Origin of the sequence: Pseudoalteromonas sp. MM17-2 (assembly GCF_022347945.1) — a bacterium.
GTDB lineage: Bacteria > Pseudomonadota > Gammaproteobacteria > Enterobacterales > Alteromonadaceae > Pseudoalteromonas > Pseudoalteromonas ruthenica.
In genome coordinates, this window is the sequence record NZ_JAKRFV010000019.1 from 57598 (window position 1) to 84213 (window position 26616).

The following is a 26616-nucleotide window of genomic DNA, read 5'->3' on the forward strand; positions in this document are numbered from 1 at the left end:
ACAGAATGGGGAGATCATGGCACTTATCTAAATTTCGATTAACTCGTTTACTGAAATGTTGCTTATTGCTCCACTTCCGTTTGTTGGCGCTACAATTATGATGTACATAGTTATGCTAGCAGGGGTGAACACCTCACTGTATGTACCAACCAAGCTTGACTCGCTGATGAGCTCTAAGACGGCACCACTAACGGTATTGCTTCGAGATAAATAGATTTTCACATCAGACTCACCATGTTTGGTCGCGCTCACTATATATCTGCTCCCCAATGAGCAAGAAATTGCATGATAAATTGTTCTATCTCCAATAGATTGAACAGGGAATGACAATCCTTTAGGGGGAGCGGCCTCTCCAGTGGATACCCAATTATTGCCATCGATGCGTTTAGCGCCCATCGAAGGGTCAGGGTGTTTAGCTCTCAGCTCGTAAAGATTATAGGGGGCCGCTAACGGCATAGCACTTAAATGTAGCTCCCCCAGCAGCGGCACAAGCCGGTTATCAAAGCTTTCTCGCACAGAGCGGGTCGGACTATCAACGCTATACTGGTCTTGGAATATAGTGAAACTTATATCCAACACCGTAGAAACTTCTGTCGCAATTGAAATAGAGTGGACTAAAGAAAATACATCGTAGATGAGTGCTGTATGCGTGTTGCTTTCTATAAACGTAAATGAAGCGGACATTTTCACTTGTGTAAAAAAGCCATCGAACACAATATCCAACGGCAGCAAAGGCACGATTGTGTCACGAATAGAGTTATATATTCTGTCCAATTCTTCTCTAGGGGGCATGAATTGATTTAAATTCAGCACCATTCGCCCCCTGCTAGTTAGAAAGTAGAGATCTTGCTCAGAGCTGCTTAAAGATGACCACAGTTCATTATCAATAAACCTTGTTCCATAAGGCTCGGATGCCTGATCTATTGGTGCGTAAAGAGGTTGCCAATCCATATCAAGATCGTTGAAGCTTCGGCGAACCATATCTTTTACGGGAAACTCAGTGGCTTTTAGGTGTATTTGATCAAGCCGATGTACTAAGGCCAAACCCTGCTCATCCTTGGGAACATCAATTACACTAAAAAACATACCAAGCTCAGCCTGCTTTTTATCTAGTTCCTCTTTACTCATAGTGAGTAAAGACTGATTCTCGATAAGTGTTCGCTCTATCTTTCCAACACGCTGAACCAACGCGAACTCGATAGCATCAGCTAAGTCTCGCCACATAGAAACGGCGCGCTTTGCTGGTGTTAGCATGGTCTGTAGCCATTTATTTATCATGATCAGGCCTTCTCATGCGTGATAGTGATCGTACTCGTTGCTAGGTCGATATAGCGATAGTCCTCAAGCTTTCTAATTTCGCCAAGGCCAGTTATTTCTAAATCAAAGTCGCTGAATTTACCAAGGCCATCCACCAGCACCCACAAATCTTTTTCCAAAATATCAACTCTGCTCTCAAAGAAGCTATTAGTCGCAGGCAACTTACCAAGCCCGTAGCGCTGCTCAATGGCAGTACGTAAAACTGCATCAGCATCATTAATCGAAATAGTACGAGGCACTTCACCGGTAAATGTAATGGGGATAGGCTGCATGGCCGGTTGAACGAATTTGTAGCGGCGATTGAGCATAGGCAATTCTTTTACCAGCGCCAAAATCTCGGCCTCTACTTCCGGCAAACTACGTTCTTTATCGTAGGCAGAAATAAAAATGGTGCGGTTGTTGGCTAAGTTGGGTTGGCCATCTTGATCTTCTTGTTGCTGCTCCCCCCAAACGTTCAAGAAATCTAGCCCACCGATGTTTTGGCGGATGAAATGAATGTAGTCATCGCGCCATACGACCTGATTATCATATTGGGTAGAGTACAAAGCACCTAGGCGAATTTCCTCCGTTTCCTCGGCAGGTAAGCCGCCCACAACTGGTGTAAGTGTGAAGCACTCTGTCGCTTCATTCAGTTCATCATCGACAAAGCTTAGTTGCTCACCAGACAACAAACTGGTCACGCCCTGAGTTTTCCATACTTCAAGGCGAATTGAAGAGCCTACAGGCGGTTTCATGCCATCTTTGCCATTACCGAAGCGAATGCCTAGCTGCTCCGTTGGCTTGTAGGTTTCGGTATAAACAGTGCTGAGCTCGTTAGCGTTTCGGAACATGTATGATTTATCCCATCGCACGTAACCTGAGCTGTTTGGTAGCTTTACAAACACATCAACACGATGGGCCAGCCGAGAGTCTTCTTTTGACAAGAGCACTTCGTAGTACGCCTTATCGCTTTCAACAATCGTTTCTGTAGCCACCAGCTCTAATTGAGCTGCTTTTACATCCACACTTGAGCCAGCTGATAAATCTACTGAGTCTAGAAAAATATATGGAATACCGGACTCTGAGATAAGAGGCTTTCCCACCGGTGCACTGATGAATGCGCTAGACTTATTCGTCACTCGAGCTAAGCCGGTTGAAGGCGAAGACTTACGGCCAACATAGCCTCTGTCCTCTGCCTCAGCTAGAATAGAAGGCCGAGATACTGCTGTAGATAGCCTAGACTCTTGCATCGCTCGCTCGCAGCGCTGGGCGAAACGCTCACCGGCCTGCTCAAAAATGAGAGCTATACCGGCAACAAACTGCGAACCCACCATTTTTTCCCAATATGGTAGTGATTTAAGGTACTCTTTTATGCTTTGTGAAATCATCAAATTGTGCGCTCCACTACGCCAAACGGCGTTTTAATGCTTAATGCAAACTGGTCAAAACTCAGGATCTCAGCTTTCACACCTGAAACGGGTATTTGGGGCAAGTCCACAAGCATCTTTCTAAGAACATGGTTCTCTATGGAAACCTCTAGATCAGTGGTTAAGTTCTCATGCTTATACCTGTCTAAAGCATTCCCCCATGCGGGATTCCCAAATACTGAACCTTCTGGAGTATCTAGCCACTCATAGATGTTGTTGATATAAACTGATGCGTCCTGATGAACAACAACACCGCTGCTATCAAGTCGCAGTAGATAGTCGATGTCCTCTATTATGCTGTTACTCACTCGCTAATCTTTCCGTTATTGGATCGCTGAATGCAGTGTTTAAGTCGCGTTGACTTGAATTAACACCTACACTGCGTTGATTAGTCACATTATTGCGCTTAGTCTCTTTCTGATTAACTAATGCTTGCTCAATCTTTTTTAAAGTTTTGAGCATTTCAGGATCTTTAGTGACAACAGTTCGCTCGCCTAGCAGTTGCTTTTCAACGCTAAGCGCCCTATTTTCGGCTTCTTGCTTTAGTTCGGCAATATTTGGTGAAGCGGGAAGGGTGTTAGGCCGTTCATCCATTATGGCGGCAACTTCTGAGGCTTGCCGGTTGATACTTGGCGTGTTTTTTCCTTTGCCCTGAATTTCCTTCGAGTTGCTGTTCAATTTATTGTTTGCACTGTTGCTGCTTTCTTTTTCGTCATCAGAAAAAAGGTTTCTGGTGGCCATTAAGGGGTTAAAGATTTGTGCGAGATCTCCTGCATTTCTAAACGCTCCGCTAAAATCACCTTCACTCAAGGCGCTGAAAATACCTTTTCCAGAGGCAATAGTTTTAGAGCCTCGTTTATGTATCTTTTTAGCGATGTCTCCTGCATCAAATGTCATTGCATCCTGAGCACCTTCAAAGCCCATCGACTCAAACTTTTTACCAAGCCAGCCACTAATGCCCGATGTAATACCACCTAAGTCAGCGACATTGCCTAGAGCCATAGCTGTTTTGTGACCTAAGTCCGGTTCGTCCGTTTTTTTAAGGTTAAATGTTTCTCGCTGCTTGTCTTCATTTGAGAATCCCTGATATGCGTCATACATGGTGGTAGCAACGGCAGCTATGGGTATCAGCTTGCCCAGTAATTTACCACTGGCCATAAGCCCCGCCTTGGCACCACCAGACGAAACCATACCGGCACTAGCTCCAACGCCACCAGCCGCTAGAGCGCCAGTTGCCATAACAGGGGCCACTTTGGAACCGCCACGAAAAAAGTTTGCTATCTTTCCTAGTTTTCCCGCTTTACCTTTTCTGTACTTGCCACCTCTGCTTTTCTTTCGATCAACATCAAAGCCAAACATATCCTCTATTAGGCCACCACCACCTGTACCACCTCCAGCGGTCAACTGTAAGTCTTCTACTTCCTCTATCAGTGTGTCCATTTTTTGCTGTTTTTCGCCGTGGTGCTGGTTTGCTTGCTCAGCCTCTTTGTCAGCCATTTTTTTTGTGGAGAGCTTATACTGCTCTTCGGTGATCGGTGGGTTATTTAGTGACTTTCTAAACCCCATTCGTTGACTGAGTGCATTGCCAGCTTGCGGGTTCAACAATCCTGATTTGCGAGCCGAAATAGCCATCTTAGAGCCTGTTGTGCGGATACCATCAACAGTATTAGTTAAACCTTGTCGTGTAGTAGAAAGTGCACTTGATGCGTACTCTTTAACAGTGTCTTTCTTCTTGACGAGGTATTCTTTCGCCGATTTGAAATCGGTGATCTCACGCTCACTTAAACCACTCTGAATCTGCTCCTTGGCTTCAACCAACTCTTCAATAACACCGTATGCTGAACCAAGAAAAGCTCTACCTAAAAGCTCCCCGCGCATACTTTCTCCCCCGAACATAGCACCTAAGGTTCTCAACACACTGCCAGTTCCTTTGCTTTCACTATGAAATTTTTGAGCGTCTTCCTTGCTTGCATAATGCCCTGTTGCGGTTCTCACACGGCCTCTATCATCCGTGTACATGCCATCTGTACCACTACTTTTTTTCTCTATAGCACTGGCTATACGCTCATTGGACTTAACCACTTCATTAGCCGACTTCTCAAAATCCTCAACGGTTGAGGAACGTGTAGAAGGTGATTGCTGAGACAGCTTTTCAGCCACCATTTTTGCAGCCTCAAAAGCATCCTTTGGCGTGGCAGCAGGGCTTTTATCGAACTGGGGGATGCTTTCCTTTAGTTGGTTAAAATCTGTTTCGGAAGGGGAAATAGAACGTTGAGGCTTTGCCTGTGCAAGCGTTTTTGAGCTACCTTGGCGTCCCCCTATTTGTGATTCTTGTTTGGTACGCTTAACTTCTAGCCGGTCATGACTGTCAGTTTTAGCCTTCTCATTGAGTTGGTATTTTTGTGATCTGGCATTAGCCTTTGTGTTTATCTCGCTCGCATCAATACGCTGTACAGCAATATTAACTTTCTTTGCTCGCTCATCCGGTGCGAGGTTCTTAAACTGGCTGCTGCTATGCAATTCATTTATGGCGTTAATGACGCGACTCAGCCCCGAGTCAGTGACCTTAGAAAGGCCGCTAACGGCCTCAATCAAGTCTACAAGGCGTTCTGACTGCTCATCGCTAAGATTACCTACTTGCGTTCCAAGCGATAGACCGCTTACTGTTATAGTGCTTTCTTCGATTAGTACATCATGTTCAGACATTTTTACTTTGCCTTGAATTTATCGACCAGTGTTTGGTGCATAGATATGAAGCGGTCAACCTCAAGCGCCTTAATATCGGACATCGGCTGGCCACCATGTATCGTTAGGTTGTCAAAACGCACACCTAAATCTTTTTTACTAAATAGCTGGAATGAAGTCGTTAGGGCGAAAGGGCATGAGCAGGCGCGTGCTCTTTCCCTCCTTTTCATCACATGGTAATGCTGGTGAAACGAGATAGAAGCGACCTTCTTTGTATTCGCTATGTAGTCCATGGCGTTGTTCTTCAAAAACTTCGCTTTGGATATGCGCGATTGCCGCATACTCTTTAATTGATGCTGTTCGCAATAGCTCGAGGCGTTCTTTAAAGTCGGCCTTGCTGTGGAAGCGCATAACGCAAGCGCTATAAGCTAGTTGAAGCTCCATTTGCTCGCGACTAATACGGACTGCTTCACCCGACTCTTTGGCTACTTCTAGCATGGGCCATAGCTGCTCTAAACGCTCCATATCACCGCCGTTAAGAGGATGAAATTCCACTTCGTACTTGCGGCCAGCAATAACAATTTGATGCTGGTGGATGTCAATTTCGTCTTGCTTTGTAATGTCTTTGTCGAGATCTCTTAAATCGACATCAACGTAATGTGGCTTTCCGCAATGGTGGCAGTGGTAATTATAAGAAATCAGGGGATCTTCACTGGTTTCTATAAATAAATGCCAAAGCGCCGCTTTACGATCTGCTGCTGTCCAATTTGCTGAGTCTTCATCAGCACTGGTCTTCGCGATAAGTCCATTTAGGTAAGAAGTTGCCAGCTCTTCTTCTGTGTGTACCGGCATTTCTGTGATATTGATAAGATCTGCCACGGTAGGCTCATAAAAGTGCGTTACATGACTTTGGTTGCTCGGATGACCAAAAGCGCTACTTAACTTAATTCTAGACATTGTTCTTATGACCTGTATTTCTTGAAGGCAACTTCAAATGATAAAAATTCGTTCACTGATGAATGATCACTATCAAGGCTTCCTACCTCTTCCGCTGAAACGTTCCATTCGTGTGCTAAGCGCTCTTCCCCTGAGCTTGTTGGGCGATATAGCTTGATTTTGAACAGATACTCCGGCGGCAAGTTAACAGTGCCGTCCTTATTGATGACGCTATCTTTTAGCTCATGTAAAAAGTTCTCGATGGTACCCTGATTATCATCGCGAACCTCAAATCGCACAGAGCTTGCACTTTTAGATACAACTGAGTTGAAGTGGGCCGAACCGGCTTTACGTGATTCATACTCAATGGTGTATCCGCCATGTGAAAAAGTGCGCATATAGATAGCCATATCCGGCACCTTCAAGCCTTTTTTAATATGGCCGGGCGGTATTTCTATCTCTGCTCTAAACTCCCAGCGGCCAAGAAATAGAACGCTTTGCAATTTCTCGTAAAAGCTGCGTTCTTTCTGTCTTTTTGAAGCCATAGACGCACCTTAAGGTTGGAGTGATAAAATATCGCCAAGGATACTCTGTGACTTCATGCGTTCTTCAATGGCCAGTAGCATTTGGTCAAAGGAGTCCGGTGAGCTAATTTGTGAAGTATCCATTTCTGCCATGCCTTCGACTACAGCAAGACGCTTGCTGTTTTCTTTTTTTATTTGCGTTATTAAGTGTTCGCATATTAGGTCTTCTGCCTCGTAGGGCAGTGAGCCTAAGTTCATATCGATGGCTAATAGGTCTGAAAAGTATCGCAGGGTGAAAGGTGCACCGCTTGCAGGAAGCGTTAAGTACTTACCCAGCTGGTCTTGCTCAATATCAACAAACAGGGCGTCTTCGGTGCTATCTTTCAAAGAGGATATAGCTAAGAAATCGCTCGGCAAGTCTTTACGTCCAGCGCTTTTGATTGTGATTTTTTTGCAATAGCCTGATAAATCTCGATAACGGCGTATCGAAGTCAGTAGCATAGCGGAAAGTTGCTGGTCTTCATCGACCAGCAACACACTACCAATCCGCGCTTTCGCTTGTTCTAGCAGCTCGTTAGGCGTCATTAGTAATCAACACCTTCGTGCTCGATCCAACCTGCTTTGATGGTAACAGCTGGTTTCACCAGCGCTACGGGATCTTCCGTTGAGAAATCCGCCGCATCAGTACGCCATTTGGTTGCAAGTGCACGGCAACCACTATTAGGCACTTTGCCGCCTAGTGATTTACTTTCAGCCCAAAACTCAACGTTTGGCTGCGTATCACCAAGAATGATTTGTTTAAGTGCAAGCAGTGATTCACCTTGGATGGTTTCTACAAATTGAATTGTGAACTCTTGCACGTTTTCAGTTGGGCCGCTTTGCGTTGTGCCTAAACCTCCTTGCCCAAAATCTTCCACATCAGCTGTCCCCATGGCTGGATATTGGAACGCTCGTACTAGAAATTGGGCATTTTCAAAGCCATCAACCTTCACCTTAAAAGTGTTAGCTGTTAGCTTTTCACCTACTTGTTGGTTTTTAACCCAGTTGGCCTTTTCAAACTCTCGGTTTGCCTTTTGACCTTCTAATTTTGCCATCTTGATTTACTCTATATGTGTATTGATGAGAGATCACTTTGACTAGCCATCTGCTTCGCTTGTAGCTGCAAAGTAACCATGTTCTCGGTGCGGTAGCCATCGCGAGTGCGTGGCGAGTCCAACTCGCTTTGTACATCCTGAATGACGGCATTGGTGATTTTGATTCTGCGCCCTACATCTAGAATTAGTGTTTCTGGCACATCACCTAGTGGCGAAGCTTCATTAAGGGAAGGGGTGGCCATCATTTCAAGGAACTTGATAGGGTCTTCCACTTGTTTTTTCGCATCACTGTGAGCTTTAAAGTAAACAGGCAAACTAAATGCCAGTGGCTCAATCCCTTCCCAGTTCAAAATGGTATTCCATTCCGCTTTTGATGTGAGTCCGGTTGAGGCCTGAGCTATATCAGCTGCCTTGTTTAAAGCTGTTGCATCACCAACCGAGTCATTGAGAAAAGGGGGATTCCAATGCGAAGTGAGGCTCATCGTTGCACCTTCACCGATGTAGCCAACTACTGTAACTGGGCCAAAGCCTTGAATTTCCTTTTCAAAGTACACTTTAATGTACCCACTCATCTGATCTTCGCTCGTCATCCCCACTACAAGCATGGCTTATTTCAACCCTGCTTTTTTACGTGTACGCATTGACTTGGCTCGGGCGCGCTTAGCTGCACCAGTGTTAGCCTTGCGGCGCGCCTTTTTCAATGCAGCCCGTTGGGCCGAGGACATGCGGCGTTTACGTAATGGCTTTTTAACCCATTTAACTTTGCCATCGCGAACCACCTTACGCATGGCTTCCATCATTAATGGCTCACGTACTGCGTACTCGGCGATATACTTGTCTTCGTCCTCTACATCATCAGCGAAGTTTGCAATATGAAGGGCAATTTCTTCGGCTGCTTCATCGCTATCATCTGATAACGCAGAAGTGATCAGCGACTCACTCACGCCGATATGCTCAAGCGCCTGTGCAATAGCGTTTAGCGCTTGCTCATAGTCTTCTTGCTCTGACTCGGACACATCGCCGTCTTCATCAATATCAGCAATACCCACCGCCATAGAGTCCAATTCATCGGCGGTTGTAAAGCCTTCATCGGCATACGTGAATACTGCTGCCATAGCGTTGCCGCGAATAGAAGAGATAGCAGCCTTGCTAATTGCCTCCATCATTAGCGGCTCTTCTAATGACTCAAACATGTTTTGCTCTGTAATTTCTTCCGGCTCTTGTTCTTTCTGCTGGGCATTCGAATTGACATCTTTGTCGGATACACTTTCGAACATCAGTACAGGGGCGCTAGATGCTGCTAGCGCCAAGCTTTCAAATGTCTTTTTACTCATTGGCTTATACCTTCATGAATTTAACGAATGACAATAGGGCTACCAGCGATACGGCGCGATGAACCCGTGGGGCAGGCCCACCATTCCACTTTGAAAAGATCGAGCTCAATTTGCTTAATCGTCCATTTGAAAGGCTCGGTACCATCACGCTCAGGATCGCGAGGGGTAACTAGCGCTTGAGCGGCTGTATACTGTGCGCCGATGTCACGCATGAGTGAGTTGAGGTTATCCATGGTTACATCATCGGTGCTGTGTTTAACGTCCATTGCGGCGTTATAAAAACGGCGAGAAATGGCGTTAAACAAAGAGGTAACGTGCTGGAAGCGAAGGTAGTTATTCACTTTTGTCGCAGTCAATGCGTCATCAATGATCAATGTACCCCGATGTAGCGCGACCTTATTGATTCGGGCCGTAACCATTGCCTCGTAATTCGGCTCGCCCATATTGGGCAAAGGTTCAATACCGCTTCGCTCGATAACTCCACGCTCGGCTCCAGCTGGTGATATATGGAAACCACCTACGGCACCAGACACGCTCGCTACGGACTTACATTTGGCTAGGTATCCAATTGAAGAGATACCCCAAATAGCTTTATTTTTTGAGAAATAAAGGTCATTTGTCTTGTAAGGGAAGTGATAGAAGCATGATGACTGTGCATCAAATGCGTTGTCATTCATCCAAGAGATTGCATCGGCGTAACTCAATGTAGGTGGTACATCGAAAAAGCCGTCAATACGGCGCTCAAGAGCAATATCTTGGAGCTTGCGAATAATCACAGGATCAAGCACACCAAGGGGGAGTACAGCTAAGTATTCCACCATGGCATTGCGCAGCACACTGATAGCTTTATCAAAGTCGGTTGCTTGAAGTGCGTTTAAATCGCCACGAGTGCCGCCGGTAAAGTTAACAGCTGCTAAGTTGCTGAATGAAGTAGCCGAGAACGTGTCGGAAACAATCACTCGAATAGGGGTATCGCCATCGAGCACATCCTCGATGTAGGCTGGATTACCATAATCATCAAGGGCTTCAACATCAAAGGAAACCTCTAGATCAAGTTTTGTTTCTTGTGCACCGTTGGTGTGGTTCTTCACAAGCAATAGGTTGTAGAAACCCTCTTTATCAGCAATGGGAGTGATAGAAATTGTGCGATTTGTGACATCACCGTCAACAGGGTAGAGCGCCATAAGCTCACCAGCCTCTAGTGATACATCGCCTGTATATGGAGTAACCCGAGCTGTGGCCACAACGGGATCACCTTCAACTGCCGGAGCTTCTACACCAATAATAGGGCGCATAGCATCGGCACCGACTACAGGCACAACGTAACCTTCGCCACCGCGCACCGCCTCTTTAGCATAGCGTAACGACATCGCTGCTAAGCCTTGTCGAGGGTGTAGTGGCTCGCCTAGCTGCGCTTCAATGTTGTCACTATTGATGCGGTGAAGCTTGAAAGGCTCCCCGCTTTGTGACAACACAACGCCGCCGAAATTGTAGTTGCCTGCACCGGCCCCCGTTGATTTCGTGCGGCTAGCATCAATCGCAGCTACGGTAACTTGCGCAACTTGAGATACATTAAATGGAATTCGGAACATGAGGCGCTACCTTATTCTTTAGCTGTTTTTTTAGCTGCTTTTTCCAGCTTGCTAAGTGCGGCCTTTGCATCCTTGGCTTCCTTTTCAGCATCGCTTTTAGCAGTTTGCAGCTGTTCGTTTTGCTCTTGTAGCTCAGCCAGCGCTTTGTTTTGCTCTTCTAACTTAGAGCTCAGCTCGGTGTTGTCCTTTTTCAAAGAAGCCACGTTCGCAAGCGCTTCATCTTTTTCCGCCACCAACTTAGATACATCATGAGTTGGGCTTTTTGCACCTTTGGCCACGCCGGTGAGCTTCACTTTCAGCGAGTCGCGCCCATGTGAAAACTTCACAAGAGCGTTAAGGTCTTTTTCAGTAATGAGGTGGCCTTTTTTAGTTAAATCTTCGGAAGTAGATTCACCAGCTGGAATTGCCAATGCGCCGCCACTAACAAGAGAGAAGTTAATAGTCTTACCGCTAAGGTTGATAATATTAAACATGTTTATTTCCTAAAATAAGAAGGGGTTAAGAGGGTGTAATCACACCCTCAATGAGTTACTTGCTTTCTGTTTTTACTCAGGCAATAAACGGATAAGGCGGAAGTACTTTTCACCGTCTTTTTCGTGAATGTCTTGATAGCGGAGCGCAAGCAAATGCTCTTGATTGGTAAAGCCGCGCAGACCTTCTTTCATGAGTGTTGGCGAAATAGCATCACCGTTCACAAGGCCTGCATCAGTGTGGTTGTTACCACGGCCATACATCAGCATTGTTAAGTCATCAAACACCGTATTACCAACCGAGAAGCCCTTAGGCACAAAGAACACTTTGTACTTACCAAAGAGCTTGCCTGCATAAGACACTTCTAAGCCTTCTTGGAAGTTAGGTGCGGCTTCAAAGAACGGAGCCCCCATAGCGCGGCAAATACGCAGTGCAACAGCGCCAGCAAAGATACCTTTACCACCAGATTTTTTAGTTGTTTGTAGGATGTCTGATGATGCCTCATCAAGTATCAGCTCTAACTTTCGGTAGTGCTCATAAAATTTATGGTCAGTTGCAACAGAAAGCGGGAAGGTGTACTCGTTCTGGCCACCAGCTGCGCGTAAAGCGTAAGATAAGTTAGACATATCGCGCTCATAAGCGATGAGGTTTCGCTGAATGCCGCCTAAAGAAGAAGTGAGATCGACACCTAGCTCACGATTAGTCATCCAGTAAGCTTGTTGCGTGTACTGCGCACCTAATACAACCCATGAAGGGGTCATGACATAGCTTTCTTCTGTCAATTGAACGCGAGGGATAAGGTCTGGGTTTTTCTCAATATCGACTTCGTAGCTCACCGCTAAATTACCAGTGATGCCATCTGGTGCGTTGACCAAAATTTTGCTGCCAATCAAGTCAACAGAGCCGCCGAAACCAGACTCGTTAATTGCAGTGAGGCTTAAACCGCTAACGGCATGGTGGTGCTCTGCAACCGCAACATTGTTGTGATAAACCTTCGTCTTGCCTGCACGTAATGGCAACTTGATTCCAGCCGGTGTGTCAGTCGCAGTATCAAATTCAAAGGTCGTTTTTGTACCGTCAGGTTGTTTCGCAAGAGGGAATTGATAAAACTGTTTCATTGAAGAAAACTGCTTATTATCGCCTTCTTCAATTTCTTGACCAGCGTCGTAGTCACCGAACTTAGTAGCGGCTACACGCTTTAACTCAAAGATTTCGGACTTATTTACATCAGCCGGAATCCACGTAACCATGTCTGATGTTGACGCTTTCAACATTGAGGCAAGGATAAGGCCTTGCATTTTTGGTGTCGTGATCAGGCCGTCAGAAGTTGCCAGCGTGGCTGACACGCTTTCAAACATCATAGGGTTCTTTTCTTCTGAACGGGTGTTCATCATTGACTGAGCTGCTGATGCTAAAAGTGCATCTGATGGCATTTCACCATGAGTATTGCAGTGGTTTTGAATTGACGTAGACCACGCGACAGCAACCTGTCCACGATGTTCATCCGCCACGCTTTCAAAAAGGAGTTTACCGCCATCGGTATCCAAGATGCTGTCGGCTAGTTCGTTAGGGCATTTAATAGCTTGGCCACCGTCTAAGGCACCATTAACACATGCACCTTTTACAGCGCTTGCCAGCGTGTGAATCTGTGAGATTCGAGCGTTATATTGTTGAGACATAGTATTTTCCAAGTCGGTTTAACGGTACTGCGTTGGTGCAGTGTTCAGGTTGGAAAATTACCACTTGTATTAAAGTCGATTAATTTTGTTAGGATGTTTTGAAATAAAAAAACCACCCGCTAAGGTGGTTTACATAGAGAAATATTTTTTGCTGCAGTACAGCAAAACCAACTTAATATATTTGTTAGGATGAAGCAAGCGCGTTTTAACAATTGCTGGCAATCCTCAACGGTTGAGGATTTCATATCATTATGAAAATACCACCTGATACACCATCCACGTTATACCTTGCATCGTCTGTTATAGCTTCGGCGAAAGCAGTGCTCAGCGCTTCAATCATAGGTTGCTGTTTTGCGTGCGTGCCTGAGAGCTTGAAGCCAGAACTAATTAAGCTTTCCTGCATCTTATCTGCTATCAAGGAAGCGCTTACCCCTTGAATTTGAAATAAACCTACTCCATCGGTTGGCACTGTCACCGTAGCGCTACCGGTGAGAGCTTGTGCGATGCTTTCGGCTATCGCCTCTGGTAATGCGGCACCTTGAGCGTGCCTCCCGCTTAGATTGAAGCCTGTGAGGTTTGATTTGATAGCACCTGCTAAGCTGGTGGAGTCAATGCCTATGATGGGGTATGTCCCACCAGCATGAGAATTGACAGTTATTTTTGCATTGCCGAGCAGCTGGGAATTAATACCGGCTACAATAGCGCCGACCATTTCACCGGTTTTGCAATAGGGGTCATCAATTTTAAACCCTGTCAAATCTTCTATGCGAGCAATGGTTTTAGAGTTGGATAGGGCCATTACTTTGATGCAAATACTTTAGAGCTAACATCGCCATGGGGTGAGCCAGTGTAATGACAAACACATTCACCAGTTACAACACCAGCACCCTTTAGCAACTTTACAAGACTTGCTTTTGCAACATCAAAGTTGCCATCAACGTTAAATTTAGCGTTTCCTTTGACATTCACCACCAGCTCAGAACCCACGTTCTCAGTCACATTTGCATTGGCATTTAAGACATAATCACCTTCTACGTTTTCTTCGAACATACCAATGATTTCACCTTTGTAGTCACCTTGAGCACTGCGGTACGCATCATTGGCGGCGTAAATCACCACTTCACCGTCTTTCGTTATTTCAATGCTGGTACCGGTTCCGCGATGCGTTGTCCTGTGTGCGCCTTCATGTGTTACTTCGGTAGTTATGCCGTGTTGTGTGCTGATGCGATCTTTGGGGCTGGGCTCGCTCGGCTTGGGTTGAGACTCTGTGCGTGCGTGAGTCTGCGCTAGTTCACCGTTAAAAATTTCATGGGGTAGGTTAGGCACCTTATTTGGCGCATAATATGCCGAGCCTGTAATAAGTGGGAACCGAGAGTCACCGGCCACAAATTCTACCCACACCGTATCACCCGACTGGCACGGCTTAAAGTCACCTTCGTTAGTGCGAGCGCCGAAGGGTAGGTGATATTCCGCCCACGGCAAGTCCTTGTCTGGTACTTCATCCCATAATCCTAGCAAGCGTACTTGGCACATTTGAAGGCCATTTGGGTGATTGACACTTACCACCTCTGCTCGATGTTTACCTAGCAATAAATGTTTAGTCACTATTCACAACTCCAGTGGTGGCATGGCATACGTATATGTAACCATGCTGATAATGAATTAACTCAATAATGCTTTGCTCTGCTGGTATTGATTCGTCAAGTACTCGCTGTCCATCAAAACGATGAATCTTTAGCTTTACATTATCGGTAGGTTTAAAAACAGTGGTACCTCGCATTTCAAAGCGAAGCTTAGGAACAATGTGTCGATTCAAGCGCTTGATTTTATCTTCACCTATATTTGGGATTATGCGGCGCTCATATTGATCATTACTCTGCTTGGCCCCCTTTGTTATGTCAAAGTAACAGTGATTCTTTAAGCGCTCTCGCGTGATCAAACTGCCGCTAAAAGACTGCTTTAGCGACCAAATTGAATGATAAGCTCGCGAGTTCTTGTATTCTAAATCGGCTTTTGTTGTTTGCCTTGCGATATAGTCGTAAGCCCTTAAATAGAAATGGCCCCGACAATAAAAAAACCGAGCGCCCATTTCCTTAGCCATTTCTTTGATAAGCTGGCTTGCTGTTACCCCTGCGTGCAAGTGGTAAGTTCCACGGCCCACGATGCCATCGATGTGCACCGGATAGCCTTTTATGAGCTCGTTAAGAATTTGCTTAGGTGATTTATCGACAAAAAAGCGAGGTTTTATGGTCTTGGCTTTAAGTTCATACACTGCAGTAGGTAAGCATTCCACCAGCAAGGTATCTCCATCACGCTTAGGATCGCTAACTACGGTAAACTTCTCTGTGAACTGTGAACCATCGTCCATGTGAACGTCACCAAGAGTCATAGTAAGCACGCTTTCATACTTTAACCCGAGTGAGTCGCGCACATCGCCATCCATATCAGACACAGTAAGTAGTAGGCGAGAGCCGTCTATATCGGATGCTTCTACGTACAACACTTTTAAGATGTAACCTAAAGGCATTTCAGTGCCATCAATGAGCACTTTTTGGGTGAAAATTGTTGATACACTCATTCCCGTACTACCTCATCACCCTGCCGTGTTCTGCCAATTGGTAGGTCACTTCATGCGGGGTGATCTCTCTACCTTGAATTACATCGCCGCGCACTGTAATCATCGTTGTGGTAGCAAAAAAGCGCCCCTCAGTGGTAGAAGTGCTTGCTGGGTCAAAGCTGATTAAATGAGGCTCAACCACCTCCGCATCAAGCGTGCCGGAAAGCCCGTTTATATGTGTGTTAGGTTTGTAATGACAGCCTTCTAGATATAACGAGGAAAGCAGCAACGTAGAGATGCGATCTACTGTGTTCTGATCAAAGCCAACAACAAACAGTGTATAGTCAAACTCTCCCTTAAAGACTTCATTTATGCTTTTATCAGTAATTATGCGGTCATTTTGGGACACTTGATCCTCTGGCTGTGCAGGGCGAATACCCACACCACGATAGAAGTAAACCACCGGTGTGCGCTTGTTTATTCGCTTATGTAGTTGGCTAAAGCTCTCATCGTTTAGAATACGCTTTCTTGCTACCTTACTTCCGGCTAGCGCCTGCAAAAACGTTTTTGGCTCTTCATATTGGCCTAGAAAGAATTTTTCTTCTATGGGCGAGGCAATAAACTCTTTCAGCGCCTTATCTCGGTTATTGCTTGATGTCACTTTAAAACGAGCAATTTTCTCAGCAAGGAAGTTACCAAAACCAAAGTCATGATCAATTAAGCTGGTTGTTTCATATTGCTGTGACTCTTCTAGACGGTAGCCTGTCCACTTGATTGGTTGCATAGCTATGCTCCTGCATTAATTAATTCAAGATCACCGAACGGCACGCACCAATATATGCGCACAGCATCAATATGCTTATATGGTGCTGGGGTAGAGCGATGGACATACCACCAGCGTGAGATTTGTTTATCACCGACAATCTCAGGGTACTCAATGACTGAGCCGTCTGGTACGGTACCGGCGGATAGGCGGCACTTGAAAAGCTCATTCTCACCCATCCCCAAGCTATCGCCATCGTGGCCCGTCAATAGCATAGGGTCGTCATTCGGTACCTCGATGAGAGAAACCGGAACCGGCGATTGATACGCTTCTGCTTTGGTATGATCATCTATCATCCCGAATGTCGGTTGCTCTCCCTCTGGATTCAGAGCTTCGGTATCGTCTACCGGTAAATATAAAAGGCCATCAAAAGCCATAGGGTGCACTAAGAAAAGCGCTGCCCAGTCTTTCTTAAGTTGTTCTGTTAAGGGCTGGTGGCCGGAACCTTTAATTCGCATTGTCTAACGCCTTTTTCACTGCTGCTTCGCTCAAGCCTGATTGACTGGCGTAAGCGGATATTGCCTTACTACGATCAACGCCTAGCTTCATTGCCAAGTTAACCGCTGCCTGTGCCTGCTTGCCGATGGCACGCTTAATATTTTGTTCGCGCTCTTGCTTTAATTTGCCTATTTTTTTGTTCAGCGTTTCAGTGCTCTTCTTAGCCCGTTTTAGCTGCTTTCTAAGCTTTGCCGCCTCATCACCAGTTACATCCCTTAACTGTCGCTGTAGCCCCTCTCTGCGCTTGTTGTAGCGAGCATATTCATGCTTAGCTTGGGAGACTTGCGCGTCCGATATTTTTAGGCTGCGGTTCTTGCTTAACTCTTTTTGGTCTTCGCCGCGCCACGTTTTAGTTGCACCGGCACCACTGTCTGTGAATCCATTTTTCCGCGCCTGAATATCCATCTGTTTCCCTAGATAGCGTCTAGGTACGGCAGACTGGAGTAGTTGAACTGCTTTCAATACGTGCTTGCAGGCGGTACCTTCTAAATTAGGGTTTCGTACTTTGGGGTAGGCCATTTCTCTTGGTTGGCCCAACTGATACCCGCCTACTGTGGCCATATAGCGATACCAGTATTGATGCTTGCCACAATCACACTCGATGGAGTAACGTCCTCGCGCGGCACGTTTAACGGCGGCTTGATAGCCTTCCTCGGTAGGCTCTGCGTTTTCTAGCTCTTCTTCCCAATCCTCGAGCCTTAACTTAACTCGGTGGTTTTCATGTTTTGATTTTGTGCTGGCTTTGACTCGGAAAATGACTACATTGCCTCTTTCCATCTTGATGAGATTACCTGAGGAAAGGCCTAAGCCATCATTAGAGCTGCCGTTGGCGCGTTTAATGTCGATAGAGCGAGCGTTGGCCACCAGCTCGGCATAGCTAATACCTTTATCGCCATTGGTACGCTTCCTGAACTGCTTGCGCATTTTTTCAAAGCGCTTTAAGTCCTCTATTGTGAAGCTGGTACCGTCTTCCTTCTTACCTATTTTTACAAGGTCTTCAACGCTTTTGCGTTTTAGCTTTTGTGGGGGGAGCGTGCGCTTAGCATGCGTGCGGTTCTTGCGTTGCTGGCGTGTAATTTCCGCAAACACCTTTACAAACTGGCTCTCGCTTAGGCCATCAGTTAGGTAGGCTCCGTTCTTGTCTTGCTCGAATGGTTTAGGGGGTGTTTGAGGCATAGTTACAATCAAAGCTGTTCATGAATCGCATAAGATAGCGCTATGCCAAAAGAGGATTAATTTTCTGAGTATTGTTTGATTTTTTCTCGCACGTAGATTTTCGAGGGGAGTTTGATTGTTTGGGCTACCGTCATTGGCTGGGCTCGGTCTTCTCGATTGGCCATTAAGTCCACCAGCCAGTCTAGATCAGGCATTTTGTAGACTCGCTGCGAGATTAAGTCACTACGCATTACTTCATCTATCTTAATTTCATGCTGTACGTAACTTACTTTGTTGTTGCTTACATCACTGAGGATGTCTTTATACATTTGAGCACGGATAACCAAGTCATCTACTTGTAGGTTGCTAAATAAGCTCAGGCTCATGGTTTGTAATCTCCTATTGCGTTAATCATGCGTTCTAGGGGGTCGCTACTTTCACTCTGGTTTTCATTCAACTTATCTAGTTCAGCAAACATTTGGTTGGTGAATGACGCTTGGAGTACTGTTTGTGAATACCCGCAATGGATCATGAGTAGCAACAGAAGTGCTTGGTCTTTTAATACCGGCCAATCGACATTAAAGTACTGCTGGCCGTCATCACGAATACGGATATTGTAGGCGCTGTTGGGAATGTCGAAGCCGTGTGCACCCTCGGGAAGGGATATGGCGTTTGCCGAACTTAGCGCAAGATAGCGGCTCATGCTTTTTCCAAGTATCTGCTCACCAGTGGCATCATCTTTACCGGCTAATGCAACTCTATGGCCATAGTCATTGAGTAGCCCACTCGGATCGTCTATGAAAAGCATCACCTCATTACTTGATAGCCTTTTTTCACATTCGCTAAGAAACTTTTTTAGCTCTTCTACCCCGTTTGGCAGGTTCACCACTTCTAAAACGTGGATTGAATTATCGGTAGCTGTGGCTAAGCCGAAAATAGGCAGCTTACCGGACAGGCTTAGCACTGCAATTCTGTTTTCCATAGTGACACCCATAAAAAAGCCCCAGCAATATGTTGGGGCTTTGGCTTACTTTAACTATTAAGGAACAAGCTTTAGGCGGAAGTTTAAATGCCCACTGCATGGATAAGGTACGATTAAATTTTTACTTTGGCAATATGTTAGGATGAAATATTTACGGTGAATTTAGGCGGCAGCTTTGAAGTTTGCAAATAAAAAAGCCCCTGCGCTTAGGGGCTTTTTGAGCAATGTTACTGCAATGCAAATCTTTGGGACAAGTACAAAATATCAGCAAGCCTAACGGGGTAGGAAATAAAGCCCCTAGTAATAAGGGGCTTTGAAGTCAAAATTAACCCAAACTTTCCTGTAGTCGTTCTATTTAATGAATAGAACCCCCGAGAGGGTGAAGTAACTTTAACCGTACTATAGGCAATAGTCAACACTAAACGCAGTGTTAGGATGTATTATTGCCAAGGTATTTCCTCTCCTATGCTTTCGTATACTTCTATAAGTAAATCATCCTGCGCACCATACTCTTTCTCAAACGCCGATTTTCCGCCGTAAGAGCCTTTTGCGTGCACTGGGTACACGTTGGGGTATCTATCACGCAACTCTTTTTCCAATGGCGTGTCGTGGTGGTGTGCGCACAAAGGAAGCACCATTGCATGAGCCCATGGTTTTGTTCTCCCATGAACATGATGCAAAGACGTAACTGAGTTTGTTCTCCCTTGTTTTTGGCAAGCTTTGCAGGGGAGTTGGCCAATTAGGTCTTGGTATCGTTTTTCTGCCGCCGTAATTGACCGGCCCTTTAACCCCTTGCTGGCTTTTTTTGACTTACTGCCTTTTTTGCTCAACGTATTAACGCATTTGCCTAGCTTTTCCTGATGACGCTCTCGAGCGCGCTGTGTTGCTCGCTCTTGAGCGGCCCTTTGCTTGGCTCGCAATTTCTCTTGGTAAACTGGGTCATTCAGTTTGGCTCGCTGTTTTTGGCGCTGGCGTTCTTGCGACTCTTTAGCCTTTTGGAGCTGACGTTTACGCTTTTCTTCTGGTGAGCGAGGCACGCTTAAATTCCCAAGCCGCTTGAGTAGCTACTGGCGTATGCAACTGCAAGTGAGTATAAAGCCACGTTAATGAGAAGTAGCCCTATAACCTGCTTACTGGTTTTTGAAATATTGCTTTTGGCCATCATTCTTTACCTTATTGAGTTGCTGATTGTGCGATTGTTTTGCCGAGGTTATAAACTGCGTTCTGCGCCTTAAGCGCAAACGTTTTGATACAAGAGGGTTCATGACTGCTTAAATACCTCTTCATCATCTTCTCTGAGCGGGAACCCATGGCAATAGATGCCTGTTTCCACATCGTAAGGGATCTTGCTCTTGTGAACGTTAAGTGCATGCTCATAACCGGCAGCAAAGGCAAACTCATGAGAGGCGTAACTAGCATAGTAGGCGTCATTACCTCTGCGTGCCTCAAGCACTCCACCAGCGAATGATGTAAGAAACTCATCGCGGCGCTCAAGGCGTAGAGCTGGCGTTCCATCCTCATCATTTGTAACAACCACAAACCCTAGTTTGGCGGCTTGCTCTGCAGCTGCTTTATTGAAAGCGCCTACGTAGAGGTCACGCTCTGAAACGTACTCTAATAAGTAACCATGCTCACCCTCGGGCATGCCTGCACATTTTGCTTCCATCATGCTAACGACTAGCGCTAACAGCTTTTTGGGAATATTTACAAGATTTGTCATGCTCTCTATCCATTCCTATTTTTTTTAGCTTCTCTAATTCTTTAAGCAGCGTATGGTTTGCTCTTTCTAGCTGCTCTTCTGTTAGTCGCTCCACCATCGCCACCGCTTTTTGTATTGGTGTAGGGTAGTGGAGCGATAGCACTCCTAACATCGACTGCTTAAGAGGTTTGTAGGCGATTCTTAGCACCTCTCCGGTGTCTATTACCTCTGCTGACACCTGAATGATGTGAGAGGGATATGTCTTCTTCCTGAATATATAAACCAACTTAAACCTTTTGTTAGGATGTAATCAGGCCAGAGGCCTATAAATCGTTAATCGATCCATTGCTGTCATGGTCGGCTTACAGGGAGTATTCTTTGAGCGCTTCCGATTGATTTTAATGTCGTTATTCCGAGCAATGTGGATTACCGTTATTCGCGTTTTATCCAGCCTCTCGGCTATTTGGTCTGCGTTGTAACCTTGCTGAGCAAGATCAGTTATCTTCTCGACATCTTGAACCAGTTTAAGTCGCTTCCCTAGTTCGTCATCGCAGATATTAAGGGCTCTTTCTTTATCGGCTTTGCTTATCGAAAGTAGCGAGCGGCGAGTGCAAAAACCTTCACCTCGATACGTTTCTTTACGCTCAGTGATACTAAAGCCGTGATCGTCTTTAAGGCATTTGATTAGCTTGTAGACCACCTGAGAATCAGCAATGTCACACTCCACTGAAAGCTCTTTTATCGACTTTTCACCCTTTACCAGCAACTCTAAAATTTTTCGTTTTCGCTTAATTGTATTCTCTGCAACCCGCATAGCACACTCCCGAAACTCGGTCTAGTGCGCTATATAAACAACTTGTTAGGATGTATAAACCGTACTATATACCACTCGCATAGTACGCTCAATAATTAGATGCTTTGCCCTCCTAGTAATGATTCAAAGTCGGTCATCACGAATCTCATGATCTCTGGCTTCATTGGCTTTTCGCTGACCTGCTCGCCGGTGTATTCAAACCCTAGCTGGTGGACTTCCTCGGGTGTGTAAATGCCATGAGGGGCACCTTTCCCAAGCCAACATTCAGCACGGTAGTCAACCACATAACCAAAGCACTCAAGCCAAAAGTGAACATCAATACTCTTAGCTGGCTCACTGATGTTGTACAGAGTGCCGCGCATTAGCTTTGCTTCAATATGCTGGTCATATAGCAAACGCAACGCTATGCGAGAGAAACCATCACATTCCACCGGCGCATTAATAGCTGGCTCAATAATATCCTTAATAGTACGCTTCATTGCTTCTTAGCCTTTTCTTTTCGCTTGATGTTCACCTTGTCACCAGCTGGCATTATCCACGCTGTATCAGTGTCATTGTACTGCACTTCGGTGTTGCCGCTTTCATGTGTTTCGATAACATCAAAAACAAGGCGCTTTTTTTGGACAAGCAAATAAAGCTCTGCCTTTTTCTTGGTGATTTTAGCTAGTGCAGGGCGCTCAGTTGCCCCAAAGTACACTAGCTCAGTGTATTTATCTGCCGCTTTGGTAATGACAGAAAGCTTGGTAGGGCGCTTATAGAAAGCGTGCGTTTCATCATCTTGGGCTTGCTCAAAGGTGGCCGTAAATTCAACCTCCAAACCAGCCTCTGACATCCTAAAGAATGCCGCTGGCACCGAGCCCCATACGGTAGCGCCATTTTCAAGCTCCACCAGCATTTTCCAGTCAACTTGATTGTAACCGTAAGTGCTTTCAAGTCCTTTAACCGTGACCACTTTGCCGCGCACGGTTTGCTTGCCTGTTGGCGCGGTGCCTTTGGCCGCTTTTATTTTTTTCTTGGTGTGTTCTTTAGCTTGCTCGAAGTGCTCAGTAATTTGCTTAGCAACAACATTAAGCAGGCCTTTGCTGGCGCTTTCGACATACACGTATGCAGTATTAAGCTTAGTTACACGATCAGTCCAGCTGCTTCCTGCGTTGATTCTAACGCCGGTAATTTCAAGCGCTGTTACCGCTTTTAGCTCTTTGCCAGCGAATTTAAAGCGCTGCTTGTGAAGGAAATTAAAGTTACCGACACCACCAAAAGCAGCCTCTTCATCATCCTCAAATAGATTAGGCAGGAACTCGCCCTTACCGTAAACACGCTCACCCAGCTCAGGGTGAGCGAAAATATAACCATCAACAGGGGCGTGCAAACGTCCATTAGCGTCCATATTTGGTGGAGTGCCATCATTAGCAGTGCAAGCGGCTTCGTTAATTTCATCTTTGCGTTTAGCGATGCGCTTTTTAACGCCTTTGATGTAGTCATTAGCCGCTGTTTTAATCTTTTTTGAAATATCCATATCAAGCCCCGTTAAATTGATGTGTTACAACTTGTTATAACTAACTATACGGATTAGTTGCGCGATGTGCAACTTTTTATTTAGGCTGGTGGTTTGGGTAGTGCGTCCAATAACCTTACATGTAAAGAAACTAGACGCACAAAAGCCGTTAGTCCTTTTTCGAAGCGCAATAGAGCGCCTTAACAAATTCAAAGGCAGTTCCGTGCACCGGCTTCATTTTGTCGGTATTGTCCGCCTTGGCAACAAGTTCGTTGTCGTAGTAACAGCACAGTCCAACGTCTTCATGTGTCGCTTCAAACTTAGAAAGCTCAACATTGGCCCAGTGCAACATATCACTAAGGAACTCGCCATCAACGATAGCATCAGCGACCAACTTGCCACCTATAGCGCTCACTTCTATCTCTTGACCTACAGACCAGCCAAGTGCAGATAGCACGCTGGTGGGCACTATAAAGCCGCTTGAATTACCAACTTTTCTTATTCTTACCGTTTTACTCATTACTTACTTTTCCACTGTTTGTGCTGTTAATTTCCTCTAGCGCTTCCTGTACAGCTCTTATAATGCGGCACACGTATGCGTACTTGTGGCATTCCATTTCAGGGACATCTATGCCATCTGTAGCTAGCTCATAATCATCATCGTCAATTTCTAGTGTGTCTGGGTTTGTCCATGGCGCATAAGTAAACTCGGGGGCATGCTGTTCCCATCCATCAACCGATGTTTCGTAAATTCCGCGAGCGCTACGCTTACTAATATGGCCTTCGCGCCTAAGTTCTACCGCTCTCTTTTTCATAATGACTTCAAGTGCGTCAAAATCAGGGCGGGTACTTACGTGAACGCCAAAATTACCAGCGATATATTCTTTTGGAGCCTTAGCAAAGAAACCAGCAATGGTGTCTCCCATAGCACCCCAATAGGCCGACCACGACTTACCGTAGCACTCAACTGTTATTTTACCTTTGCCGTGCTCAAAATCTTCTAGATAAACTGTGATAGGATCTAGCCGCTCCAACCCTGTTAAGCGTATTTTTGTTACGTGGCTTTGTTCTATATTCATTGTCCGGCCCCCTCGCTATCAGCACCAGCTATTAATAAAATTATGTCTTTCATTAAATTGCCCTCAATCTAAGCCAGCTTGGCGAGTGGCCAGTGACATTAAGCCACCTAGAACCCTCACTCTATCTGCTGCAAACATTTGCTCTTGCTCTGCGGCTTCGGCTAACTGCTTCCAATCAATAATGGCTGCATACTCATTATGCCCAACCGCACTATCTATCAGCTCTTGTTTTGCTCTCTCGAAATCCATTTGAACCTCACTAAGGCCACCATGCGGGGAGCTGGTGGCGTTGTTGATATTTAGTAACCGTTTTTCTCGATGTCTTGCTTGCGGCTCTCCCAGTCGCGCTTAAGGTACTTGCTTGGCGTACCGTAAGCATAAAGCCCTTCTAGGCGCTTACCTTTGCCATTGGCCTGAGTGCGCACCTCAAACATGTAATCGTCCATGGCATAGTAAAGCGGTGCTTTGGTGTCGATGGTGGACCAGTGCTTATCACGCGCTTGGTAGTATTGCTCAAGCATTTCCTTTTCTGACGACACGACTGCTGTCCACTCGCTAACCACTTCACCCAAGTACCAAAGGCGGTAATGATTTTCCTGCGCTAACTCTGCTAGGCGTTTACTGTGCTTTTCTGCTGCCTTAGTGAGGCGCGCAGCTGCTTTTGCATCCTTTTCGGCCTGAGCCTTGGCTTTTTCCGCTTTGCGCTCCTGAGCTTCTTCATGGCGCTTCTGGCGCTCTTCTGCCTCTAACGCTTCGACATCAACAGTGCGCGGTTCGTATTCTTTCCAGTTCTCTAGACGCTCGCTTAACGCTTCGACAGTGGCCGCTAATGAGGCAATGTTCGCTTTGGCATGATTTAGCGCCTTGGCAGACTCACTGATAGCTAAGCGGTGTTCGGATTCAGCCACCAGCTTTGCGTGCTCTTGCTCTTTATAGGGCAAATCACCTTGGGCCATTTCAAGCTCGTTCTGTACGTCAACAATTGCTTTTTCAAGCAGTGCAGGTGCATTCTTGTGGCCATAATGCGGCTTGAAGGCACCGTAACAGTTACCTGTTTGGCCACCCCAGCGAATGGTGTATCCGTGCGCTACCATGTTGTGACCTTTTACAGCCTGGGTGTTGCCGCATATTGTGCATTCGCTCTGGTTTTGAATCCGTGATTTCATGGTTACTTACCTGTATTGTTGTAACTTGTTATAACAATAGTATAGGGCAAAAACCCACAAAGCAAGATTAAATAGAAAAAAGTTTACTATTGGTAAACTTATCTTGTATCATTAAATCAAAGGAAGGGGTCTATGCACGTAATTAGTAGAAAACCGTTTAAAGAAGCCGCGCTAAAGTACCCCAACAAAGCAGACGCTATAGACGCTGTGTATAGGGTGCTAAACGGAACCGAATTCAAAAGCTCGGCGGAACTAAAAAAAGTGTTCGCCAGCCTAGATAACTTTAAGTACAAAAAAGACTGGTGGGTAATCGACATCGGGGGCAATGACTTAAGGTTGGTAGCAATGATCGTATTTCGAAACGGCAAGGTGTTTGTTAAGCACATTGTCCCCCACGCTGAGTACGATGTGATTTGCAAAGAAGCCCGCAAGGGCAAGTGAGGAAATATGAATCTCCAAAAACTAAGCGACAGTATTAATAGCGCAATGAGCGAAATTTCATTCTTTGCTAGCGGTGGTATACATAGTGCTGATGAGCATGAGCACGCGCTTAGCATGATTGACGAGCTTAGCGAGGACTATGAGCGCAACGAGTATTTAATCGATCTCATTGCTAGCGCTGTGCAAGAGTACGAAAACAACGCACCTGAGTTCGCAGAGTTCAACTCTCGCGTTGAAGGTGTTGAACCTTGCGTTGCGATGCTCGAGGTGCTTGTAGACCAGCACAACTTGACCACCAGTGATTTACCAGAGATTGGCGGCAAAAGCATGGTGAGCCAAGTGCTCAACGGCAAAAAACAGATGACTCGAAAACATATAGAACGGCTTGCCCAGCGCTTTAATGTCAGTCCGGCGCTGTTCTTCTAGCGGCCACCAGCTCCTTATACGTAAACCTAAAAAAACCGGCTCAAGTGGCCGGTTTGCTTTTCAAAAATTGCACAAAGTGTTTATTTCCTGAGCATACCTTGTCATACTTATAGGTAAACCACTCGTTAATAGGGAAATTGATGAAGCAGATACTTTTTGTCCTACCATTTATTTTTTCATGTAGCGCCTCTCAGGCTGCGCAAAAGTGTGACTTTACCGGTAAAGATAAGCTTATTTATGAAATTGCCAAACCTCTGATGCCTTTGGAGTGCAAAACATCCGGCAATGCTTATCGCCTTACCGGTGAGGGCATCAATATTGAAATCAGCTCATATACAAACAAGGAGATGCTTGATGATGAGATGACTGTTGACGGCGAGCGCCTGACCTTCAATCAGCTTTACAGTGCAACTCAATCACCCGAGCCAAGTATTACAAACGAC

At 45.7% G+C, this 26616-nt stretch carries 33 protein-coding genes; 3 read left to right on the forward strand and 30 right to left on the reverse strand.

Annotated elements, in window-relative coordinates:
* Positions 1 to 27: 27 nt before the first annotated feature.
* The 30 genes from MHM93_RS14705 to MHM93_RS14850 all read right to left on the reverse strand — a co-directional run bounded on the left by MHM93_RS14705 (position 28) and on the right by MHM93_RS14850 (position 25306).
* A complete protein-coding gene (locus MHM93_RS14705; RefSeq protein ID WP_239449594.1) occupies positions 28 to 1278 on the reverse strand; it encodes a hypothetical protein in 1251 nt (416 codons plus the stop codon).
* Between the two features lie 2 nt (positions 1279 to 1280).
* Positions 1281 to 2687 (reverse strand): hypothetical protein, encoded by a 1407-nt coding sequence (locus MHM93_RS14710; RefSeq protein ID WP_239449595.1) that lies wholly within the window; start codon positions 2685 to 2687, stop codon positions 1281 to 1283.
* The gene (locus MHM93_RS14715) at positions 2684 to 3031 is read right to left on the reverse strand and encodes a hypothetical protein (RefSeq protein ID WP_239449596.1); all 348 of its coding nucleotides are present in this window, start codon (positions 3029 to 3031) and stop codon (positions 2684 to 2686) included. Before MHM93_RS14715 ends, MHM93_RS14710 begins: the two co-directional genes overlap by 4 nt.
* Positions 3024 to 5429 (reverse strand): hypothetical protein, encoded by a 2406-nt coding sequence (locus tag MHM93_RS14720; protein WP_239449597.1) that lies wholly within the window; start codon positions 5427 to 5429, stop codon positions 3024 to 3026. The genes MHM93_RS14715 and MHM93_RS14720 overlap by 8 nt, the downstream gene beginning before the upstream one ends.
* Positions 5430 to 5567: 138 nt before the next feature.
* On the reverse strand, positions 5568 to 6365 hold the full coding sequence (locus MHM93_RS14725) for a hypothetical protein (RefSeq protein ID WP_239449598.1): 798 nt from the start codon (positions 6363 to 6365) through the stop codon (positions 5568 to 5570).
* Positions 6366 to 6370: 5 nt separating this feature from the next.
* Positions 6371 to 6889: a hypothetical protein gene (locus tag MHM93_RS14730; protein WP_239449599.1), complete on the reverse strand. Its 519-nt coding sequence runs from the start codon at positions 6887 to 6889 to the stop codon at positions 6371 to 6373.
* 9 nt (positions 6890 to 6898) lie between these two features.
* Positions 6899 to 7453 carry a hypothetical protein gene (locus tag MHM93_RS14735; protein WP_239449600.1) on the reverse strand — a complete coding sequence of 185 codons (555 nt, stop codon included), beginning with the start codon at positions 7451 to 7453 and terminating at the stop codon, positions 6899 to 6901.
* On the reverse strand, positions 7453 to 7962 hold the full coding sequence (locus tag MHM93_RS14740; protein WP_239449601.1) for a hypothetical protein: 510 nt from the start codon (positions 7960 to 7962) through the stop codon (positions 7453 to 7455). The genes MHM93_RS14735 and MHM93_RS14740 overlap by 1 nt, the downstream gene beginning before the upstream one ends.
* Before the next feature lie 11 nt (positions 7963 to 7973).
* Positions 7974 to 8534, reverse strand: coding sequence for a hypothetical protein (locus MHM93_RS14745; protein WP_239449602.1), 561 nt, complete (start codon positions 8532 to 8534; stop codon positions 7974 to 7976).
* A 36-nt stretch (positions 8535 to 8570) separates the two neighbouring features.
* Positions 8571 to 9296 carry a hypothetical protein gene (locus MHM93_RS14750; protein ID WP_239449603.1) on the reverse strand — a complete coding sequence of 242 codons (726 nt, stop codon included), beginning with the start codon at positions 9294 to 9296 and terminating at the stop codon, positions 8571 to 8573.
* A 20-nt stretch (positions 9297 to 9316) separates the two neighbouring features.
* The gene (locus tag MHM93_RS14755; protein WP_239449604.1) at positions 9317 to 10888 is read right to left on the reverse strand and encodes a hypothetical protein; all 1572 of its coding nucleotides are present in this window, start codon (positions 10886 to 10888) and stop codon (positions 9317 to 9319) included.
* Positions 10889 to 10899: 11 nt separating this feature from the next.
* Positions 10900 to 11361 (reverse strand): hypothetical protein, encoded by a 462-nt coding sequence (locus MHM93_RS14760; RefSeq protein ID WP_239449605.1) that lies wholly within the window; start codon positions 11359 to 11361, stop codon positions 10900 to 10902.
* A 72-nt stretch (positions 11362 to 11433) separates the two neighbouring features.
* Positions 11434 to 13038 (reverse strand): hypothetical protein, encoded by a 1605-nt coding sequence (locus MHM93_RS14765; RefSeq protein WP_239449606.1) that lies wholly within the window; start codon positions 13036 to 13038, stop codon positions 11434 to 11436.
* A 241-nt stretch (positions 13039 to 13279) separates the two neighbouring features.
* Positions 13280 to 13795 (reverse strand): hypothetical protein, encoded by a 516-nt coding sequence (locus MHM93_RS14770; RefSeq protein WP_239449607.1) that lies wholly within the window; start codon positions 13793 to 13795, stop codon positions 13280 to 13282.
* 41 nt (positions 13796 to 13836) lie between these two features.
* Complete coding sequence (locus MHM93_RS14775) at positions 13837 to 14643, reverse strand: phage baseplate assembly protein V (RefSeq protein ID WP_239449608.1); 807 nt, start codon at positions 14641 to 14643, stop codon at positions 13837 to 13839.
* Entirely contained in the window at positions 14636 to 15616 is a 981-nt protein-coding gene (locus MHM93_RS14780; protein ID WP_239449609.1) for a hypothetical protein, read from the reverse strand. Before MHM93_RS14780 ends, MHM93_RS14775 begins: the two co-directional genes overlap by 8 nt.
* A 7-nt stretch (positions 15617 to 15623) precedes the next feature.
* A complete protein-coding gene (locus MHM93_RS14785; protein ID WP_239449610.1) occupies positions 15624 to 16379 on the reverse strand; it encodes a hypothetical protein in 756 nt (251 codons plus the stop codon).
* A gap of 2 nt (positions 16380 to 16381) precedes the next feature.
* The gene (locus MHM93_RS14790; RefSeq protein ID WP_138590680.1) at positions 16382 to 16876 is read right to left on the reverse strand and encodes a hypothetical protein; all 495 of its coding nucleotides are present in this window, start codon (positions 16874 to 16876) and stop codon (positions 16382 to 16384) included.
* The gene (locus MHM93_RS14795) at positions 16866 to 18092 is read right to left on the reverse strand and encodes a hypothetical protein (protein ID WP_239449611.1); all 1227 of its coding nucleotides are present in this window, start codon (positions 18090 to 18092) and stop codon (positions 16866 to 16868) included. Before MHM93_RS14795 ends, MHM93_RS14790 begins: the two co-directional genes overlap by 11 nt.
* Positions 18093 to 18148: 56 nt before the next feature.
* Positions 18149 to 18457 carry a hypothetical protein gene (locus MHM93_RS14800; RefSeq protein WP_239449612.1) on the reverse strand — a complete coding sequence of 103 codons (309 nt, stop codon included), beginning with the start codon at positions 18455 to 18457 and terminating at the stop codon, positions 18149 to 18151.
* Complete coding sequence (locus tag MHM93_RS14805; protein WP_239449613.1) at positions 18454 to 19053, reverse strand: hypothetical protein; 600 nt, start codon at positions 19051 to 19053, stop codon at positions 18454 to 18456. Before MHM93_RS14805 ends, MHM93_RS14800 begins: the two co-directional genes overlap by 4 nt.
* Positions 19054 to 19493: 440 nt before the next feature.
* Positions 19494 to 20090 carry a Ref family recombination enhancement nuclease gene (locus tag MHM93_RS14810; RefSeq protein ID WP_239449614.1) on the reverse strand — a complete coding sequence of 199 codons (597 nt, stop codon included), beginning with the start codon at positions 20088 to 20090 and terminating at the stop codon, positions 19494 to 19496.
* 224 nt (positions 20091 to 20314) lie between these two features.
* Positions 20315 to 20773 carry a hypothetical protein gene (locus tag MHM93_RS14815; RefSeq protein WP_138590691.1) on the reverse strand — a complete coding sequence of 153 codons (459 nt, stop codon included), beginning with the start codon at positions 20771 to 20773 and terminating at the stop codon, positions 20315 to 20317.
* Between the two features lie 289 nt (positions 20774 to 21062).
* The gene (locus MHM93_RS14820) at positions 21063 to 21566 is read right to left on the reverse strand and encodes a hypothetical protein (protein ID WP_239449615.1); all 504 of its coding nucleotides are present in this window, start codon (positions 21564 to 21566) and stop codon (positions 21063 to 21065) included.
* Positions 21567 to 21661: 95 nt separating this feature from the next.
* A complete protein-coding gene (locus MHM93_RS14825; RefSeq protein ID WP_239449616.1) occupies positions 21662 to 22045 on the reverse strand; it encodes a hypothetical protein in 384 nt (127 codons plus the stop codon).
* Positions 22042 to 23082, reverse strand: coding sequence for a hypothetical protein (locus tag MHM93_RS14830; protein ID WP_239449617.1), 1041 nt, complete (start codon positions 23080 to 23082; stop codon positions 22042 to 22044). Before MHM93_RS14830 ends, MHM93_RS14825 begins: the two co-directional genes overlap by 4 nt.
* Before the next feature lie 148 nt (positions 23083 to 23230).
* Positions 23231 to 23581 (reverse strand): hypothetical protein, encoded by a 351-nt coding sequence (locus tag MHM93_RS14835; RefSeq protein WP_239449618.1) that lies wholly within the window; start codon positions 23579 to 23581, stop codon positions 23231 to 23233.
* Entirely contained in the window at positions 23574 to 24140 is a 567-nt protein-coding gene (locus tag MHM93_RS14840; protein ID WP_239449619.1) for a hypothetical protein, read from the reverse strand. The genes MHM93_RS14835 and MHM93_RS14840 overlap by 8 nt, the downstream gene beginning before the upstream one ends.
* Positions 24141 to 24203: 63 nt before the next feature.
* Positions 24204 to 24389, reverse strand: a complete 186-nt coding sequence (locus tag MHM93_RS14845) for a hypothetical protein (protein WP_239449620.1) — start codon at positions 24387 to 24389, stop codon at positions 24204 to 24206.
* Positions 24390 to 24439: 50 nt separating this feature from the next.
* Positions 24440 to 25306 carry a hypothetical protein gene (locus MHM93_RS14850; protein WP_239449621.1) on the reverse strand — a complete coding sequence of 289 codons (867 nt, stop codon included), beginning with the start codon at positions 25304 to 25306 and terminating at the stop codon, positions 24440 to 24442.
* A 132-nt stretch (positions 25307 to 25438) separates the two neighbouring features.
* Between MHM93_RS14850 and MHM93_RS14855 the strand changes: the two genes are divergently transcribed.
* The 3 genes from MHM93_RS14855 to MHM93_RS14865 all read left to right on the forward strand — a co-directional run.
* Complete coding sequence (locus tag MHM93_RS14855; protein ID WP_138590707.1) at positions 25439 to 25747, forward strand: type II toxin-antitoxin system HigB family toxin; 309 nt, start codon at positions 25439 to 25441, stop codon at positions 25745 to 25747.
* Positions 25748 to 25753: 6 nt separating this feature from the next.
* On the forward strand, positions 25754 to 26173 hold the full coding sequence (locus MHM93_RS14860) for a transcriptional regulator (protein WP_239449622.1): 420 nt from the start codon (positions 25754 to 25756) through the stop codon (positions 26171 to 26173).
* A gap of 140 nt (positions 26174 to 26313) precedes the next feature.
* Positions 26314 to 26616: hypothetical protein (locus MHM93_RS14865; RefSeq protein ID WP_239449623.1), on the forward strand; the 303-nt coding region annotated here is incomplete at its 3' end.

Coding starts and splice junctions, on each gene's coding strand:
- MHM93_RS14705 (WP_239449594.1), bottom strand. CDS start 1,278: ATGATAAATAAATGGCTACAGACCATGCTAACACCAGCAAAGCGCGCC.
- MHM93_RS14720 (WP_239449597.1), bottom strand. CDS start 5,429: ATGTCTGAACATGATGTACTAATCGAAGAAAGCACTATAACAGTAAGC.
- MHM93_RS14725 (WP_239449598.1), bottom strand. CDS start 6,365: ATGTCTAGAATTAAGTTAAGTAGCGCTTTTGGTCATCCGAGCAACCAA.
- MHM93_RS14730 (WP_239449599.1), bottom strand. CDS start 6,889: ATGGCTTCAAAAAGACAGAAAGAACGCAGCTTTTACGAGAAATTGCAA.
- MHM93_RS14735 (WP_239449600.1), bottom strand. CDS start 7,453: ATGACGCCTAACGAGCTGCTAGAACAAGCGAAAGCGCGGATTGGTAGT.
- MHM93_RS14740 (WP_239449601.1), bottom strand. CDS start 7,962: ATGGCAAAATTAGAAGGTCAAAAGGCAAACCGAGAGTTTGAAAAGGCC.
- MHM93_RS14745 (WP_239449602.1), bottom strand. CDS start 8,534: ATGAGTGGGTACATTAAAGTGTACTTTGAAAAGGAAATTCAAGGCTTT.
- MHM93_RS14750 (WP_239449603.1), bottom strand. CDS start 9,296: ATGAGTAAAAAGACATTTGAAAGCTTGGCGCTAGCAGCATCTAGCGCC.
- MHM93_RS14755 (WP_239449604.1), bottom strand. CDS start 10,888: ATGTTCCGAATTCCATTTAATGTATCTCAAGTTGCGCAAGTTACCGTA.
- MHM93_RS14760 (WP_239449605.1), bottom strand. CDS start 11,361: ATGTTTAATATTATCAACCTTAGCGGTAAGACTATTAACTTCTCTCTT.
- MHM93_RS14765 (WP_239449606.1), bottom strand. CDS start 13,038: ATGTCTCAACAATATAACGCTCGAATCTCACAGATTCACACGCTGGCA.
- MHM93_RS14780 (WP_239449609.1), bottom strand. CDS start 15,616: ATGAGTGTATCAACAATTTTCACCCAAAAAGTGCTCATTGATGGCACT.
- MHM93_RS14785 (WP_239449610.1), bottom strand. CDS start 16,379: ATGCAACCAATCAAGTGGACAGGCTACCGTCTAGAAGAGTCACAGCAA.
- MHM93_RS14790 (WP_138590680.1), bottom strand. CDS start 16,876: ATGCGAATTAAAGGTTCCGGCCACCAGCCCTTAACAGAACAACTTAAG.
- MHM93_RS14795 (WP_239449611.1), bottom strand. CDS start 18,092: ATGCCTCAAACACCCCCTAAACCATTCGAGCAAGACAAGAACGGAGCC.
- MHM93_RS14800 (WP_239449612.1), bottom strand. CDS start 18,457: ATGAGCCTGAGCTTATTTAGCAACCTACAAGTAGATGACTTGGTTATC.
- MHM93_RS14805 (WP_239449613.1), bottom strand. CDS start 19,053: ATGGAAAACAGAATTGCAGTGCTAAGCCTGTCCGGTAAGCTGCCTATT.
- MHM93_RS14815 (WP_138590691.1), bottom strand. CDS start 20,773: ATGACAAATCTTGTAAATATTCCCAAAAAGCTGTTAGCGCTAGTCGTT.
- MHM93_RS14820 (WP_239449615.1), bottom strand. CDS start 21,566: ATGCGGGTTGCAGAGAATACAATTAAGCGAAAACGAAAAATTTTAGAG.
- MHM93_RS14825 (WP_239449616.1), bottom strand. CDS start 22,045: ATGAAGCGTACTATTAAGGATATTATTGAGCCAGCTATTAATGCGCCG.
- MHM93_RS14830 (WP_239449617.1), bottom strand. CDS start 23,082: ATGGATATTTCAAAAAAGATTAAAACAGCGGCTAATGACTACATCAAA.
- MHM93_RS14835 (WP_239449618.1), bottom strand. CDS start 23,581: ATGAGTAAAACGGTAAGAATAAGAAAAGTTGGTAATTCAAGCGGCTTT.
- MHM93_RS14840 (WP_239449619.1), bottom strand. CDS start 24,140: ATGAATATAGAACAAAGCCACGTAACAAAAATACGCTTAACAGGGTTG.
- MHM93_RS14845 (WP_239449620.1), bottom strand. CDS start 24,389: ATGGATTTCGAGAGAGCAAAACAAGAGCTGATAGATAGTGCGGTTGGG.
- MHM93_RS14850 (WP_239449621.1), bottom strand. CDS start 25,306: ATGAAATCACGGATTCAAAACCAGAGCGAATGCACAATATGCGGCAAC.
- MHM93_RS14855 (WP_138590707.1), top strand. CDS start 25,439: ATGCACGTAATTAGTAGAAAACCGTTTAAAGAAGCCGCGCTAAAGTAC.
- MHM93_RS14860 (WP_239449622.1), top strand. CDS start 25,754: ATGAATCTCCAAAAACTAAGCGACAGTATTAATAGCGCAATGAGCGAA.